The sequence below is a fragment of the Caulobacter sp. LjRoot300 genome, from assembly GCF_964253875.1.
Lineage (GTDB): Bacteria > Pseudomonadota > Alphaproteobacteria > Caulobacterales > Caulobacteraceae > Caulobacter.
Window position 1 is genome coordinate 288,116 of record NZ_CAXUSA020000004.1, and the last position, 14,709, is coordinate 302,824.

Below are 14,709 nucleotides of genomic sequence, written 5' to 3' on the forward strand. Positions count from 1 at the left end.
CGCCTGGCGGCCAGGGCGCTTTGATCCGGATCAAGGACGCGCCCGTCCCCAGACCCTAACGACGGCCGATGACCGCCAGTTTCACCGCCCAGCTCGACGCCGTCGCGCGACCCTGGCTGAAGGCGCTGAGCCCGGCCGGCGGCCGCGCCGCGAGGACCGCGCCGCTGTGGCTGCTGGCCGACGTCCCCGCCGCTGTCGCCTTCGCCGCCGGCCTGGCCCTGGCCATCGACGCCCTGCCGCGCGGCCTGCCCGCCGCCGCGCCCTGGCTGGTCCTGCTCGCCCTCGCCGCCGCCGCGCGGGGCGGGCTGGCCAAGCGCGCCGCCGAGGTCGGGGCCCTCGCCGCCGCCGGGGTCAAGGCCCGGGCGCGGCAGGACGCCGTCGCCTCGGTGCTGGGCGGCCGCGTCGGCGGCGGCGAGGCCCTGTCGGCCGTGGTCGAAGGCGTCGAGGCGCTGGACGGCCATATCGCTCGCTTCGAGCCAGCGCGAATGGCCGCCGCCGTCGCGCCGCTGCTGGTCATCGCCGCCGTCGCCGTCGCCAGTCCCGTGGCGGCGGGGATCCTGCTGCTGACCCTGGTCCCGTTCGGCCTGGTCATGGCCCTGGCCGGCGGCGCGGCGGCCGAGGAGTCGCGGCGGCAGTTCCTGGCCTTGGAGCGGCTGTCCGGCCTGTTCCTCGACCGAGTCCGCGCCCTGCCCCTGGTCCTGGCCTTCCAGGCCGAGGGGGCGGTGACCCGCGACCTTTCAGTCGCCGCCGACGACCTGGCCCGGCGGACGATCCGTGTACTGATGGTCGTCTTCCTGTCGTCGGGGGCGCTGGAGTTCTTCGCCGCCCTGTCGGTGGCCCTGGTGGCGGTCTATTGCGGCTTCAACCTGCTGCGGCTGCTGCCCTTCCCGGTTCCCGAGCAGCTGGACCTGAAGCGCGCCTTCTTCGCCCTGGCCCTGGCGCCGGAGGTCTACGCCCCGCTGCGCCGGCTGGCCGCCGCCTATCACGACCGCCAGGCCGCCGAGGCCGCCGCCCTGACCCTGGCCGCCCTGCCCGCCCCAGCGCCCGCCGCGCCAGCCGTGACCTTCGACGCCCCGCCCGCCATTCGCTTCCGGGCCGTGACCGTGACCTACCAGGCCGGCGAGGCTTCGGTGTTCGACGGCTTCGACCTCGATATCGCCCCCGGCCAGGTCGTCGCCCTGCTGGGCCCCAGCGGCAGCGGCAAGACCACCCTGCTGAACCTGCTGCTGGGCCTGGCGCCCCTCAGCGGCGGCGAGGTGGCGATCGGCGACCAGCGCCTGTCGCACCTGGGCTCGATCGCCGCGTCGGTCGCCTGGGCCGGGCAGTCGCCGGTGGTGCTGCCCGGGTCCCTGGCCGACAACCTGGCCTTGGCCCATCCCGGCGCCGCCCGCGAAGACCTGGCGCGAGCGGCCCGCGCCGTCGGCCTGGACGCCGTGCTGGACGGCCGGGACGGCCTCGACACCCGTCTCGACGAACGCGGCGCGGGCCTGTCCGGCGGCGAGCGGCGGCGGCTGGGCCTGGCCCGCGCCCTGCTCAAGCCCGCCCCAATCCTGCTGCTGGACGAGCCGACCGCCGACCTCGACGCGGCCTCGGAGCGGGCCTTGCTGCCGATCCTGCGCCAGGCGGCGCGCGGCCGCACGACCCTGATCGCCACCCATTCCGAGGCTGTCGCCGCCCTGGCCGACCGGGTGGTGCGGCTGTGAGCGGGCCCAGAACCACCACCCGTCACGCTTGTCATCCCGGACAAGCGCGCAGCGCGCCGATCCGGGACCGGGGCCTGAACGCCGGCGCTTCCGGCGGTCCCGGATCGGCGCTTCGCTTGTCCGGGATGACAGACGTTTGTGGGATGTGGCCATGAGCGCCGGTCCCCTCGCCACCCTGATCCGCCAGCAGCGCCAGCGCCACGCCGACGGCCTGCGTCTAGCCGCGCTCTCGGCGGCCGTCGTCGGGGCCGGGTCGGTGCTGCTGCTGGGCCTGTCGGGTTGGTTCCTGACCGGGGCGGCGATCGCCGGCGTCGCTGGACTGGCGGCGGCCCAGGCCTTCAACGTCCTGCTGCCCAGCGCCGGCATCCGCCTGTTGGCCGTCCTGCGCACCGCCTTCCGCTATCTGGAGCGCCTGTCGAGCCACGCCGCCGCCCTGAAGGCCTTGGCCGCCATCCGCCCGACGCTTTACGCCTCCCTCGCCGCCGCCCCGCCGGCCCAGGCCCTGGCCCTGTCGCGCGGCGAGGCCTCCGCCCGCCTGGTGCAGGACGTCGACGCCATCGAGACCCGGCTGATCCGCCTCTCCGCCCCCTGGGGCGCGGGGGCCGCCGTCGCCGCCGGCCTGGCCATGGCCGCGCCCGCCGGCTGGGCGAGCGCCCTGGTCGTCGCCTTGGCCGTCGCCGCGACGGTGCTGGGCGTCCGCGTCCTGGCCCGCCGCCTGACCGCCCGCACCGGCCCGGCGATCCAACAGGCCGCCGGCGACCTGAAGGACGCCCTGGCCGCCTACGCAGCCGCCGCGCCGGAGTTGCGGGTCTATGGCGTGCAGGAGCGCGCGGCCGCCGAGATCGCGAGCAAGGGCGCGCGGCTGGACGCCCTGAAGCGCCAGGCCGTGGCGGCCGGCGGCGGGGTGATGGCGCTGCAGGGCGCGATCCTGGGCCTGGCCGTCGCCGGAGTCCTGGCCTTCGCCCACGACGCCGCCACGCCCCTGGCCGCCATGGCCGGCCTGGCCGCCGCCATGGCGCTGGAGGGCCTGGCGGGGCTGGGCAAGGCGTTCGAGCAGGCGGCGGGCGCCGACGCGGCGGCCGAACGGCTGGACGGGGTGTTGGGATATGAACCTGTTACGGCGGACGCTCAGGCGTCGTTGGATCGCTCTAGCCTTGGGTTCGGCGATCTCACCTTGGAGCCAGCTTCACGGTTGGTCCTGACCGGTCCTTCGGGCGCGGGCAAGACCACCGTGCTTGAACGATTGCTTGGCCTGCGCTTCTCAAAATCCGCTCATCCCGGCGAATGCCGGGACCCAGATGGAATGGTTTTGAGGCTGATCCCAGAGGCTCCGCGCCACATCCAATCATCCACACCGCTAGGGGATCTGGGTCCCGGCATTCGCCGGGATGAGCGGTTGAAATATGAGGACCAGACGCCCAGCGCCCTGACCCGCGCCGCCTTCGCCCATGCCCCGCAGGACGCGGCGATGATCGCCGGCACGGTGCGCGCCAACCTCGCCCTGGCCGGCGTCCATCCTGACGATGCCCTGTGGGACGCCCTGGCCGACGCCGCGCTGGAAGCCCGGGTCCGCGCCCTGCCCCAGGGCCTGGACACCTGGATCGGCGAGAACGGCGAGCGGTTGTCGGGCGGCGAGCGACGGCGGCTGTCCCTGGCCCGCGCCCTGCTGCGCGACGCGCCCTGGCTGCTGCTGGACGAGCCGACCGAAGGCCTGGATCCCGCCACCGAGGCCCTGGTCGTCGCGCGCCTGGACGCGCGGCTGAAGCGCACCGGCCAGGGTCTGGTGCTGGTCAGCCACCGCCCCGCGCCGCGCGCCTTGTGCGATCGGGAACTGCCAATCGTTCCGCCACCGGCTATAGGATAGCCGACCTTGCGCAGCGGAGGCCGCTATCACGTGATGACCATGGTTTCGGCCGGGACGCTGCACAGCGACATGCGGCCCCGGGCCTATCTGGCCGCCATGGCCACGGTCCTGGCCTGCTGTCTGATCCAACTGGCCCTGCCCCCCGGCTTCACGGCCCCCTCGGCCTTCCTGCTGTTCGTGCCAGCCGTGCTGATCAGCGCGGCGGTCGGCGGCCTGGCGCCAGGGCTGTTCGCCACCGTCCTGGCGGCGGGCGCGGTCTGGCTGCTGAAGGTGCAGGGACGGCCCGACCAGGCCACGGCCCTGTCCAGCCTGGTGTTCGTGATGATCGGTTTCGGCATGTCGGTCGGCGGCGGCTGGTTCCATGCCGCCCGCTCGCGCGCCGCCGCCATGACCCATCACCTGCAGTCGATCCTCGATTCGGCCCCCGACGCGGTGATCGTCATCGACCCGGCCGGCGTCATGACCTCGTTCAGCCCCGCCGCCGAGCGCCTGTTCGGCTGGACCTCGGCCGAGGCGATCGGCCGCAATGTCAGCCTGCTGATGCCCGAGCCCGATCGCGGCGTCCACGACGGCTTCCTGGCCCGCTACGTCCAGACCCGCGAAAAGAGGATCATCGGCGTCGGCCGCATGGTGATGGGCCAGCGCAAGGACGGCACGACCTTCCCGATGGAGTTGGCGGTCGGCGAGACCCGGGGGCTGCAGCCGTTCTACACCGGTTTCATCCGTGACCTGACCGAACGCCAGCAGACCGAGGCCCGGCTGCGCGACCTGCAGACCGAGCTGGTCCACGTCTCGCGCCTGACCGCCATGGGCGAGATGGCCTCGACCCTGGCCCACGAGCTGAACCAGCCGCTGTCGGCGATCGCCAACCTGCTGACCGGCTCGCGTCGGCTGATCGACCGCGGCCGGCCCGAGGACCAGGCCAAGGTCCGCGACGCGGTCGACAAGGCCTCGGCCCAGGCCCTGCGGGCCGGCGACGTGATCCACCGCATGCGCGAGTTCGTGCGGCGCGGGGCCAGCGAGCGCGCGCCCGAGAGCCTGTCCAAGGTAGTCGAGGACGCCGCCGCCCTGGCGTTGATCGGCGCGCGCGAGCACCTGGTGACCACCCGCCTGCAGCTCGACCCGGCCGCCGACGCCGTCTATGCCGATCGGGTGCAGATCCAGCAGGTGCTGGTCAACCTGATCCGCAACGCGGTCGACGCCATGGCCGAGGCGCCGCGCCGTGAACTGACGATCGCCAGCCAACGGCTGGACAACGGTTCCGTCCAGGTCAGTGTCACCGACACCGGCTCGGGCATCAGCGACGACTTCCGCGAGCGCCTGTTCCAGCCGTTCATGACCACCAAGGCCGAGGGCATGGGGGTCGGCCTGTCGATCTCGCGCTCGATCATCGAGGCGCACGGCGGGCGCATCTGGGCCGATCCGAACCCGAAGGGCGGCACGGTGTTCCACTTCGTCCTGCCGCCGCGTAGGGATGGCGACGAGGACAACAGGTCAGGGACGTGATCGATGAGTGAAGCCGTGGTCCACGTGGTCGACGACGACGAGAGCGCCCGCGAATCCCTGGCCTTCCTGCTGGAGGCGGCCGACTTCGAGGTGGTCAGCCACGCCTCGGCCCTGGCCCTGCTGGACGCCCTGCCGCTGGACGGGGCCGGCTGCGTGATCACCGACATGCGCATGCCCGACATGACCGGCCTGGAACTGGTGCGCGAGCTGAACGCCCGGGGCTGCCGCGTGCCGATCATCATGATCACCGGCCATGGCGACATCCCCCTGGCGGTCGAGGCCATGCGGGCCGGGGTGGCCGACTTCATCGAGAAGCCGTTCGGCGAAAGCCGGATGATCGACGCCCTAAACCGCGCCCTGGAAGCCGGGCCGCCGCCCCTCGCGCAGAACGGCGCCGCGAGCGCCGTCTCGGACGAGGCGACGCTGGTCCGCCAGCGGCTGGAGACCCTGTCGGAGCGCGAACGCCAGGTGCTGGACGGCGTCGTCGACGGCCAACCCAACAAGGTGATCGCCCGCGAACTGGGCATCAGCCCGCGCACGGTCGAGATCTACCGCGCCAAGCTGATGGCCAAGATGCACGCCGACAACCTGGCCGCCCTGGTGCGCATGACCCTGTCGGTCCGGCGGGAATGAGCGCGGGGGCGATCGATGTGTTCAAGCCGGGCTAGGTAGTCCCCCTTAGGCGTAGGTCCCGACTGTACGGCCAGGCTCCGGCGACGGAGATTGGCCGGGCCAAGAGATCGGGAGATCGCCGTGCTGTCCGTGATCCAGACCCCCGCCGTCACCATCGTTCGCCAGCCCGCGACGATCGTGCTGGACGGCCAGCGCCAAACCTACGGCCCGGGCGAGACGATCTTCGACGAGGGCCGGCCGGCCGACCGGATCTACCAGCTGATCTCCGGCGCCCTGCACACCAGCCGGATCCTGCGCGACGGCCGGCGGCAGATCGAGGCCTTCCATTTCGCCGGCGACGTGTTCGGCCTGGAGAGCGGCCAGACCTACCGGGCGGCCGCCCAGACCCTGGGCCCGGCCCAGGTGCGGGTCATGCCGCGCCCGGCGCTGGAAGCCCTGGCCAGCCAGAGCGGCGACGTGGCCCGCCGGCTGCTGGAGCTGACCACCGACAGCCTGCGCCGCTGCCAGGACCACGTGCTGATGCTGGGCCGCCGCACCGCCTGCGAGCGGGTCGCGGCCCTGCTGCTGGACCTGGCCGAGCGGACGGGGGCCGAGGCCCTGCTCGACGTGCCGATGACCCGCCAGGACATGGCCGACTATCTGGGCCTGACCATCGAGACCGTCTCGCGCACCTTCACCCAGTTCCAGCACGACGGCCTGATCGCCCTGCCCACGACGCGCAAGGTGCTGCTGCGGGATCGTGCGGCGCTGGAGGCGATGGTCGACTAGCTCGACGCGACGTTCATCCACACCGACGCCGTCTCGCCCGGCGCCAGGACCTTGATCCCGCTGTCCTCGCCGCTGAACGGGTCCGGACGGTTGGCCACCGGCTCGGCGCAGACGAAATCCGCGCCCGGCGGCGAATAGACGTGCAGCCAGCGGCACTCGGGCGAGGCCGTCAGGGTGGTGCTCGCACCGCCCGGCGCCGACAGGGTCGCGACGCCGTTCCAGCCCGTGTAGCAGTTGTCGATCAGGTCGCTGACCGCCGTCGGCGCGCCCGCCACCCAGTCCGAGCGCCAGACGCCGTCGAGGTGGCGGACGGGCAGGCAGTCCTCGTCGGTCAGCCAGACGCCGGTCACGCCGGCCTGCAGCCGCTCGCCGTCGCGGGCCGGGAAATAGGGGTGGAAGCCCAGGCCGACGGGCATCGGCTCGTCGCCGGTATTGGTCACCGACAGGTCCTGGCGCAGGCCCGTCTCGCCCAGAGTGAAGCGCTGTTCGGCGCGGTAGGCCCAGGGCCATTCGCCGGGCGGATGGTCGAAGGCCAGCACCGCCTGGGTCGCGTCGGCCGAGACCACCCTCCAGGTCCCGCGCCAGGCCTGGCCGTGCAGGGCGTGCGGATGGTCTCCCAGGTTCGGCGACAGGGCGACGTCGCGGCCGCCGAAGCGGAACCGCCCGTCGCGGATGCGATTGCAGAACGGGACCAGGGCGAAGTTGCCGGTGTCGAGCACCTCGGCGGTTCCGGCCGGCGCCGGCCGCAGCACGTCGCGGCCGTCCCAGGTGAAGCGGCCCACCGAACCGCCCAGGGCGGGCAGCAATTCGAGGCGGGCGCGGGCGGTCTGCAGGACGACGACGGTCATGGGAAAGCCTCGGGAACTGGCGGTGACGCGGCCTGCCTACGCACATCGCCCGGCCGAGACAAGCACGGCGAAACAGGCAGACGCCCCAAAAGGATCGTCATCCTGGACGCCTCGTGAGGCTGTCCGGGATGACGACGGCGGGTTCAGCCCTTTCGGACCGAAGCGCCTACTCGACCTCCTCCACCACCCGCTGGTCGCTGGCGTCGACGGCCAGGCCCAGCTTCTCGGACATCAGCAGGGTCAGCAGGGCCTGCATGACGCCGCCATTGGCCCCGCCCTCACCGCCGGCCCCGGTGATCGAGACCTTGGGCACCACGTCGACGCCGCTGGTCTCCAGGGCTTCGGCGAAGCGCTCGGCCACCTGGCGGGCCAGCTGGTAGCGGGCGCCGCCCGAGGCCTCGACCTGGCTGGCGATGGCCTCGGCGGTGGCCAGACCCACCTTGCTGACCCGTTCGGCCTCGGCGCGGGCCAGGGCCACGACCTTGCCGGCCTCGCCCTCGCCCAGCAGGCGGATGGCGTCGGCGTCGGCCTTGGCCAGGGTCCGGCGCTGCTGGGCTTCCTGTTCCGAGCGGGCCAGGCTGGCCTTGCCGGCGTTCTGCTGCACCTGGATCGACAGCTGGCTTTCGGTGATCGCCGTCTGCTGCTTGGCCAGGGCCTCGGCCTCGCGCAGCTCGCGCTCCTTCTGGGCGGCGAACTTCTGCCGCTCGTAGGTGCCGATCTGCTCGTCGGCGATCTGCCGTTGGCGCAGCTGGGTCAGGATCTTCTCGATCTGGTCGTCGCCGCTGGCCGCCGGGCGCGGCGTGCCGATCAGCACCTCCTGAAGCTCGAGGTTATAGAGGCCGAACTTGGCCTTCATCTCCTCGCTCGACTGGCTCTGGATGGCGCTGCGGTCCTGCAGCAGCTCGATCAGGGTGCGGGTCTGGCCGATGTTCTTGAAATAGGCGCTGACCATCGGGTCCAGGGTCTGCTCGACCAGCTTCTTGATGTCGCCGAACCTTTGGATGACCAGCGGCGCCTTGCGGTAGTCGATGTGGACCACGACCGAGACCGGCAGGGTCGGCTCGAACGCGTCGCGGGTGATCAGCGACACCTCGGCCAGGTTCTCGTCGAACTTGTGCGAGCCCACGGCCATCGTCTCCCACTTCAGGATGAAGTTGGTGGTCGGCACCATGGTCACGCGGCCGGCATAGGTGTTGAAGGCGTACTTGCCCGGCAGCAGCGGGTCGCGCCACACGCCGCGCTCGCCGTTGGCGACCAGCTCGCCGTGGCGGTAGCCCTCGCCCGAGGTGTCGGCGCCCAGCGCGCCGGTATAGGACACCACCACGCCAACCTGGCCGACCTCGACCACGGTCTTGTCGATCCGCTCGACGGTCGCGAACAGACGGTTGATGTAATAGGTGCCCTCGACCAGCACCTGCAGCTGGCGACCCTTGCGGCCGCCGGCGGCCAGGAACTTGCCGGCCTCCTGGAAGCTGTTGTGGTAAGTCGCCGTGTCCTCGGGATCGACGCCGACCAACGGCGCGATCAGCTCGCCCGAGGGCAGGCCGGGGCCGTCATGGACGGTGATCACCCCGATCTGGTCGTCGGCGTCCTTGATCACCACCGGCTCGAAGCCGCCGCGCGCCTCGATGATCTCGGCCATCTGCGCCAGCAGGTCGGCCTCGCTGCGCTCCAGGCTGAGCGCGAAGGTGCGGTCCTTGGTCACCACCACGAACTGGGCCAGGTTGATGGCGTAGGCGCCCTCGCGCAGGATCTTGCGCTGCGGGCCCTTCTGGCCGCCGGCTTCGAGGAACTTGCGCGTGTCCTGGAAGTCGACGCCGGCCGGGTGGGTGGCCAGGGTCTGGTCGGCCTCCAGCGGCGCGCCGTCACGGGCGAAGACATAGCCGATCCGGCCCTGGGGAATGGTCACCAGCGACTGGACGTGCAGCCGGTACTGGAACGGGAAGAAGAAGTGCAGGCCACCGCGCAGGACGTCGGGCTGGAAGCCTGCCTCCTCCTTCAGCGCGATCAGGCCGCCGGCGATCGAGCCGCGCCGGCTCCACAGCTTCTCGACCACCGCGACGCGGTTGTTGCCGATGTAGCGGACCATGCCCGAAACAGCGACGAACGCCGCCGCGAGCACGACGAAAAGCGCCGAACCGACAAGCGGTCCAAACGCCAAGAGGTTAGACATTTAGGTAGCCCCATGCGGCCGCCTGGGAAGCGATGATCGCTCCATGGATCAGCGGCCACGCTTCAAGTATGCACGCCGCGGCGCCGCGCAATCATGGGGCGATCACATCGGATCACGGACGCGAGAACTCCGTTACACGAAGTTCATGGGCGATGCGGGCGAGCGATCAGCAACCGGTGGCGCCGGAGCCGAACGCAAGGCACAACGGCTTGCCCGACGAGTCGTACAAGCCAGGAGCTTCGCCCCATGACCTCAACCTTGCCGATGTCCCGCCGCGCCGCGGCCGCCTCGCTCCTGGCCCTGGCCGCCGCGCCCGCCCTGGCCCGGGCCGAGACCTACCCCGTGGTCGGCAAGGTCGAGCGCCTGGACCCGGCGCTGGACGCCCTGGTCGACGCCGACGCGCCGGTCGAGCAGGTGCTGGACGGCTTCACCTGGAGCGAGGGGCCGGTGTGGGTCGGCGGCAAGGACGGCTTCCTGCTGGTCTCCGACGTGCCGGCCAACAAGATCCTGCGCTGGTCGCCGGCGACGGGCGGATCGGTCTGGCTGACGCCCTCCGGCTATGCGGGGCCCGAGACCAACAGCCTGCGCGAGGCCGGCTCGAACGGCCTGATCCTGGCGCGCGGCGGCCTGGTGGTCGGCGACAGCGGCAATCGCTGCGTCTCGCGCATCGACCTGAAGACCCGGAAGAAGACCGTGCTGTCCGTCAGCTTCGAGGGCAAGCGCCTCAACAGCCCCAACGACCTGGTCCTGGCGCGCGACGGGGCGATCTATTTCACCGATCCGCCGTGGGGCCTGAAGGGCGACTGGCGCTCGCCCTATCGCCAGACCGACTATTCCGGCGTCTATCGCCTGGGGACCGACAACAGCCTGACGATGATCGACCGGACCGTCGAGCCCAACGGCATCGGCCTGTCGCCCGACGGCCGGACGCTGTACGCCACCGACCGCAAGTCCGGCTGGGTGGCCTGGGACCTGGACGCCAAGGGCGCGCCGACCGCCCGCCGGCAGTTCGTCGACCGCGCCGCCAGCGGCATCGACGGCGGCGACGGCCTGAAGGTCGACCGGGCCGGCAACCTGTGGGCCTCCAGCAAGGACGGCATCTCGATCTTCACGCCGGCCGGTCAGCGGATCGGGATCATCCGGGCCGACGACGTGATCTCCAACTGCGAGCTGGCCGCCGACGGCCATCTCTACATGTCGTCCAACCACCGCGTGATCCGGGTGAAGGTCAAGGCCCGGAAGCTGGCCGTTTAGCGGCCCGGCTCGGTCATGGCCGGCGGATCGCTGGCCGGAAAGCTGTCTTCCAGCGCCGCGTCCAGCCGGGCGTCCCGGTCGGCGCGCAGCCGGGCCGTGAGCGCCACGCTGGCCTCCATGCGCGTCAGCTGCTCGGGAGTGGCCGGGCCCTGGTGGCGCGCCTTCCATTCCGATTGCGGCATGCCGTAGACCATCTCGCGGGCCTGGTCCCGGCTCAGGGCGCCCTCCGAGGCCTCGCTCACCCAGTCGCCCAGGCAGTTGCGGCAGAAGCCGGCCGCGCCCATCAGGTCGACGTTCTGGACGTCGGTCCGCAGGCGCAGGTGCTCGACCAGCCTATGAAAGGCGGCGGCGGCGAGACGGTCGTCGATCGGCGTGGTCATGGTTTCGGCCCAAGATGTCGTGCGCCATCATTTGGCCGTTCGCGGCCGGATCGGCAACTCGCATCGACACGAGGCGGGGTCAGGCGAAAATCTTGACGATCATCGCCAGGATCTCCTCCTTGGAGCGGACGTCCATCTTGCTGTGAATGTGCTTGATGTGGGTCCGCACGGTCAGGATCGAGATGGCCTTGCTGTCGGCGATCCGCTCGGCGCTGGCGCCCTCGATGATCAGCTGCAGGATCCGCGCCTCCATGGCGCTGAGCCCGAACAGCCGCTCGAGCCGCGGAATGTGGACCGGCGCCTCGAAGTCCTTCAGCGTGATCACCACGGCCCGCTCGCCGTCCTCGTCGACCGGGCGCATGCGCAGCAGGAAGCGGGTTCCTTGCTCGGCCTCCATGAACTGGCAGATCTCCTCGCCCGCGAAGGCTTCGCCCAGCCGCTCGTTCAGGAACTGCTGGGCGCGGCGGTCGACGCCGCCCAGCTTGCCGGCCCGATCGACCAGCGGACAGTCGCCGTGCAGCAGCAGCGCCGCCGCCCTGGAACGCCAGAGAAGCAGGCCCTGTCGATCGACCACGATGCGGGCGACTTCGTCCTCTTCAAGACAGAACCTGATGGCCTCGAAATCACGTACCCCGGCGAGCGAATGCGTGCCGTCCATGCCCCTGCCCCTTCTCCCTGTTGACCGGTCTTGGCGCCGGCATCTAGCTGAACCATTCTTTTCTGGTCCGCAGTCTCCTCATCTAGAGGCATATTGGGCAATAATTTCCACAACCTAAGATTAATGGATACATAATAGCGTCGGTTTGACGCACGCCAAATGCATATGCCTCTCAACGCCGCTATTTCTTAGACTATTTGTATTATTAAAGCCATTATAGCTAATAGAGAGAGATCTGAATTCCCCATTCAGGCGAAACTATTACGCATACCCAAGCTGGGGGATTTCACACCACTAGTTCTCTGCAATCGTCAGCCAAGCATTAAGAACTTGTTAATTAAACAAGGGCTGGGCGATGGCAGACAAATGTACAACGGTTCCCCGGGCCCTGCGCTCGGAACGCAAGCCTCGACTGCTGGACTGGCTGGTTGGCGGTGGCGTGATCGTCGTGGCCGTCTTGGCCGCCGGAGCTGACCTGGCCCAGGCCCAAGTCACGGCCTACGCTGGCGGATCGCCCTCCAATATCGTGCTGTCCATCCCGGTCACCGCCTCGGTCGGCGGCCGCTGCGGGTTCGCCCCGGGCATGGCCCCCAGCGGCTCGACCAATGTGGGCGAGGTCAACAACGCCTTCTCGGCCGACTTCCCGTTCACGCTGGAATGCACCGTGCCGTTCCGGGCGGCGGTGATCTCGCAGAACGGCGGACTGCTTGCCTCCAGCGTCACGCCGCCGACCGGCTACACCAACCTCGCGCCCTATCAAGTCGACCTGAACCTGGTCGGCGACGTCGGGGTCACCCCGGTCAGCGGCGCCTGCGACACGGGCGACCTGAAGACCAGCTCGGGCGCGACCTGCACCTTCAAGGGACCGGCCACCGCCAGTCAGGGACTGCGCCTGAACGGCTCGTCCTACGACGTCTCCGGCTCGTACCTGCGGGTCAGCCGCGCCGCCTACGCCGGCCCCCAGGTCCTGGCCGCCGCCAATGTCTACGCGGACTCGCTGACGGTGACGCTCAGCGTCTCGCCGTGACGCCCTTCCGGACCCGCTCCCCCAGCGGATCCGGTCGTCTTTCCGGGGGAATTGGGGCTCGCCCCGCAAAACCAGGCCGGTTCGCCGGCGCAACATTTGGGAGTGAAACGACATGAACAAGAGCATCCTGATCGGCGCCGCCCTGCTGGGCCTCGCCGCCGCCCCCGCCGCCATGGCCCAGACGGTCACCGGCACGGTCAATGTCACCGGCAGCGTCGCGGCCAGGTGCGTCGTGATCACCGGCGGCAGCGGCGGCAGCTTCAGCGGCTCGATCCCGCTGGGCGAACTGGCCGGCACGGACGGCACGCTGTCCACCACCCTGGCCGGCTCGACCAACGCCGCCCCCGGCGGCTCGACCCAGTTCCGGGTCAACTGCAACAGCGCCGCGCCCAAGGTGACGCTGAGCTCGACCCGCCTGGCCCTGTCGCCGACCGCCACCGCCCCGACCGGCTACGCCAACGTCATCGACTACACCGCCGCGTTGGACGCCAGCCTGGCCTCCGGCTCGACCCAGACGGTCAGCTACGTCACCGCCGCGGCCCTGCCCGCCGCCACCGTCCAGGCGCTGTCCGACAGCCTGGCCAACGCCGCCAACAACCTGACGGTCAAGGCCTACGCCCTGAACACCGCCTCCGGCGCGCTGCTGATGGCCGGCAACTATTCGAGCGTCATCTCCATCACCATCGAACCGGTCTGACCCGCAGGGCGACAGGAGCACGATCATGCGACATCCGATCATCCTGTCCGCCGCCGCGGCGAGCCTCGTGCTCGCCTGCGGAGCGGGCGCGGCCCTGGCCCAGACGGCGACGGGCACGGTGCAGGTCAACGGCACGGTGGCCAACCGCTGCCTGTTCGTGACCGGCGACGTGGTGCTGGACCTGGGCGAACTGTCCCTGCTGTCCGGGGACACCGCCGCCATCGGCCGGCTGGACGGCGCCAAGCTGACCAGCCGCACCGCCACCCTGAACGGCTGGTGCAACGGGGTCTCGGCCAGCATGGCCGTCGAAGCCCTGCCGATCCTCAACACCAGCTTCACCGACGCCGCCCCGACCGGCTTCGACCGCCGCGTCGACTACACCGCCACGGCCACCGCCTCGCCGGCCGGCGGCGCGGTCTCGGCCAGCGACAGCACCCTGGCCGCCGGCGGCGGCGCGGGCAGCACGACCGGCGTCTTCAGCAGCGACATCGTCGTCAGCTTCGCCGATCCGGCCACCCCGACCAGCGGACGGCTGGTGGCGGGATCCTACGCCGGCTCGGTGATCGTCACGCTGTCCCCCGCCACCTGAACCCGCGCCAGAAGGAGGTCGTCATGATCCAGCATCGAACCATCGGACTCGCGGCGACCGCCCTGGCCCTGGCCGCGTCCGTGGCCGCCGCGCCGGCCAGCGCCCAGGACCCGGCCCGAGGCAATGTCGGCCTGGACGCCCAGGTCAGCCGGGTCTGCATGCTGGGCGAGCCCAGCCCGGCCGGCCTCGCGCTCGGCCAGATCTCCGAAGCCTCGGGAACCCGGGCCGGACGGCTGGCGACCATCGCCGCCCAGACGATCCTGCTGCCCGGGACCTTCTGCAACTACGGCGGCGCGGCCCTGGCCATCAGCGCCTCGCCGCTGGCGGTGACCAGCGGCGTCGCCCAGGCCGGCTTCACCGGCGCGGTCGACTACACCTGCTCGATCAGCGCCTGGGGGGCGACGGCCGCCACCGTCCGCACCAGCACCACCAACGCCGCCGGCGACAGGACCAGCGCGACCAGCGCCGCGCCGAAGGCGACCGACCTGACCCTGGTGGTCTCCGACTTCGCCACCGCCGCCGACGACCTGCTGCAGCCGGGCGCCTACCTGGCCCTGGTCACCATCACCCTCGGGCCCGACGCCGGCCTGAACGCCTCGGGGAGCTGAG

At 71.2% G+C, this 14,709-nt stretch carries 14 protein-coding genes; 10 read left to right on the forward strand and 4 right to left on the reverse strand.

The window, feature by feature from the left end:
* The first annotated feature begins 68 nt into the window (after positions 1-68).
* From cydD to fixK, 5 genes are all read left to right on the forward strand, one after another.
* A complete protein-coding gene (gene cydD / locus ACSQ2G_RS15810) occupies positions 69-1,703 on the forward strand; it encodes a thiol reductant ABC exporter subunit CydD (protein ID WP_436032421.1) in 1,635 nt (544 codons plus the stop codon).
* Between the two features lie 151 nt (positions 1,704-1,854).
* Complete coding sequence (locus tag ACSQ2G_RS15815; protein ID WP_436032423.1) at positions 1,855-3,567, forward strand: ATP-binding cassette domain-containing protein; 1,713 nt, start codon at positions 1,855-1,857, stop codon at positions 3,565-3,567.
* A 6-nt stretch (positions 3,568-3,573) separates the two neighbouring features.
* Positions 3,574-5,073, forward strand: a complete 1,500-nt coding sequence (locus tag ACSQ2G_RS15820) for a PAS domain S-box protein (protein WP_436032425.1) — start codon at positions 3,574-3,576, stop codon at positions 5,071-5,073.
* 3 nt (positions 5,074-5,076) lie between these two features.
* Positions 5,077-5,706 (forward strand): response regulator FixJ, encoded by a 630-nt coding sequence (fixJ, locus tag ACSQ2G_RS15825; RefSeq protein ID WP_436032427.1) that lies wholly within the window; start codon positions 5,077-5,079, stop codon positions 5,704-5,706.
* Between the two features lie 120 nt (positions 5,707-5,826).
* Complete coding sequence (gene fixK, locus ACSQ2G_RS15830) at positions 5,827-6,474, forward strand: transcriptional regulator FixK (protein WP_436032429.1); 648 nt, start codon at positions 5,827-5,829, stop codon at positions 6,472-6,474.
* Here the strand turns inward: fixK and ACSQ2G_RS15835 are convergent.
* Positions 6,471-7,322 carry an aldose 1-epimerase gene (locus tag ACSQ2G_RS15835; RefSeq protein WP_436032431.1) on the reverse strand — a complete coding sequence of 284 codons (852 nt, stop codon included), beginning with the start codon at positions 7,320-7,322 and terminating at the stop codon, positions 6,471-6,473. The two genes, fixK and ACSQ2G_RS15835, sit on opposite strands and share 4 nt — an antisense overlap.
* Before the next feature lie 166 nt (positions 7,323-7,488).
* Positions 7,489-9,495, reverse strand: a complete 2,007-nt coding sequence (locus ACSQ2G_RS15840) for an SPFH domain-containing protein (RefSeq protein ID WP_436032433.1) — start codon at positions 9,493-9,495, stop codon at positions 7,489-7,491.
* Positions 9,496-9,741: 246 nt separating this feature from the next.
* Here ACSQ2G_RS15840 and ACSQ2G_RS15845 point away from each other — a divergent pair, with 246 nt between their 5' ends.
* Positions 9,742-10,749: an SMP-30/gluconolactonase/LRE family protein gene (locus ACSQ2G_RS15845; protein ID WP_436032435.1), complete on the forward strand. Its 1,008-nt coding sequence runs from the start codon at positions 9,742-9,744 to the stop codon at positions 10,747-10,749.
* On the opposite strand, the gene ACSQ2G_RS15850 is transcribed toward ACSQ2G_RS15845, so the two are convergent.
* Positions 10,746-11,129, reverse strand: coding sequence for a DUF1244 domain-containing protein (locus ACSQ2G_RS15850; protein WP_436032437.1), 384 nt, complete (start codon positions 11,127-11,129; stop codon positions 10,746-10,748). The genes ACSQ2G_RS15845 and ACSQ2G_RS15850 overlap by 4 nt on opposite strands.
* A gap of 79 nt (positions 11,130-11,208) precedes the next feature.
* Positions 11,209-11,787, reverse strand: coding sequence for a helix-turn-helix transcriptional regulator (locus ACSQ2G_RS15855; RefSeq protein WP_436032439.1), 579 nt, complete (start codon positions 11,785-11,787; stop codon positions 11,209-11,211).
* A 355-nt stretch (positions 11,788-12,142) separates the two neighbouring features.
* Between ACSQ2G_RS15855 and ACSQ2G_RS15860 the strand changes: the two genes are divergently transcribed.
* The 4 genes from ACSQ2G_RS15860 (at position 12,143) to ACSQ2G_RS15875 (ending at position 14,708) form a co-directional block, all read left to right on the forward strand.
* On the forward strand, positions 12,143-12,814 hold the full coding sequence (locus ACSQ2G_RS15860) for a hypothetical protein (protein ID WP_436032440.1): 672 nt from the start codon (positions 12,143-12,145) through the stop codon (positions 12,812-12,814).
* Between the two features lie 112 nt (positions 12,815-12,926).
* Positions 12,927-13,511: a hypothetical protein gene (locus ACSQ2G_RS15865; protein ID WP_436032441.1), complete on the forward strand. Its 585-nt coding sequence runs from the start codon at positions 12,927-12,929 to the stop codon at positions 13,509-13,511.
* A gap of 25 nt (positions 13,512-13,536) precedes the next feature.
* Positions 13,537-14,100 (forward strand): hypothetical protein, encoded by a 564-nt coding sequence (locus ACSQ2G_RS15870; protein WP_310081137.1) that lies wholly within the window; start codon positions 13,537-13,539, stop codon positions 14,098-14,100.
* Positions 14,101-14,123: 23 nt separating this feature from the next.
* Positions 14,124-14,708 (forward strand): hypothetical protein, encoded by a 585-nt coding sequence (locus ACSQ2G_RS15875; RefSeq protein ID WP_436032444.1) that lies wholly within the window; start codon positions 14,124-14,126, stop codon positions 14,706-14,708.
* Position 14,709 lies beyond the last annotated feature (1 nt).

What these genes read in the sequence shown, in the direction of transcription:
- cydD (WP_436032421.1), top strand. Translation starts at nt 69, where the DNA reads ATGACCGCCAGTTTCACCGCCCAGCTCGACGCCGTCGCGCGACCCTGG.
- ACSQ2G_RS15815 (WP_436032423.1), top strand. Translation starts at nt 1,855, where the DNA reads ATGAGCGCCGGTCCCCTCGCCACCCTGATCCGCCAGCAGCGCCAGCGC.
- fixJ (WP_436032427.1), top strand. Translation starts at nt 5,077, where the DNA reads ATGAGTGAAGCCGTGGTCCACGTGGTCGACGACGACGAGAGCGCCCGC.
- ACSQ2G_RS15835 (WP_436032431.1), bottom strand. Translation starts at nt 7,322, where the DNA reads ATGACCGTCGTCGTCCTGCAGACCGCCCGCGCCCGCCTCGAATTGCTG.
- ACSQ2G_RS15840 (WP_436032433.1), bottom strand. Translation starts at nt 9,495, where the DNA reads ATGTCTAACCTCTTGGCGTTTGGACCGCTTGTCGGTTCGGCGCTTTTC.
- ACSQ2G_RS15845 (WP_436032435.1), top strand. Translation starts at nt 9,742, where the DNA reads ATGACCTCAACCTTGCCGATGTCCCGCCGCGCCGCGGCCGCCTCGCTC.
- ACSQ2G_RS15850 (WP_436032437.1), bottom strand. Translation starts at nt 11,129, where the DNA reads ATGACCACGCCGATCGACGACCGTCTCGCCGCCGCCGCCTTTCATAGG.
- ACSQ2G_RS15855 (WP_436032439.1), bottom strand. Translation starts at nt 11,787, where the DNA reads ATGGACGGCACGCATTCGCTCGCCGGGGTACGTGATTTCGAGGCCATC.
- ACSQ2G_RS15860 (WP_436032440.1), top strand. Translation starts at nt 12,143, where the DNA reads ATGGCAGACAAATGTACAACGGTTCCCCGGGCCCTGCGCTCGGAACGC.
- ACSQ2G_RS15865 (WP_436032441.1), top strand. Translation starts at nt 12,927, where the DNA reads ATGAACAAGAGCATCCTGATCGGCGCCGCCCTGCTGGGCCTCGCCGCC.
- ACSQ2G_RS15870 (WP_310081137.1), top strand. Translation starts at nt 13,537, where the DNA reads ATGCGACATCCGATCATCCTGTCCGCCGCCGCGGCGAGCCTCGTGCTC.
- ACSQ2G_RS15875 (WP_436032444.1), top strand. Translation starts at nt 14,124, where the DNA reads ATGATCCAGCATCGAACCATCGGACTCGCGGCGACCGCCCTGGCCCTG.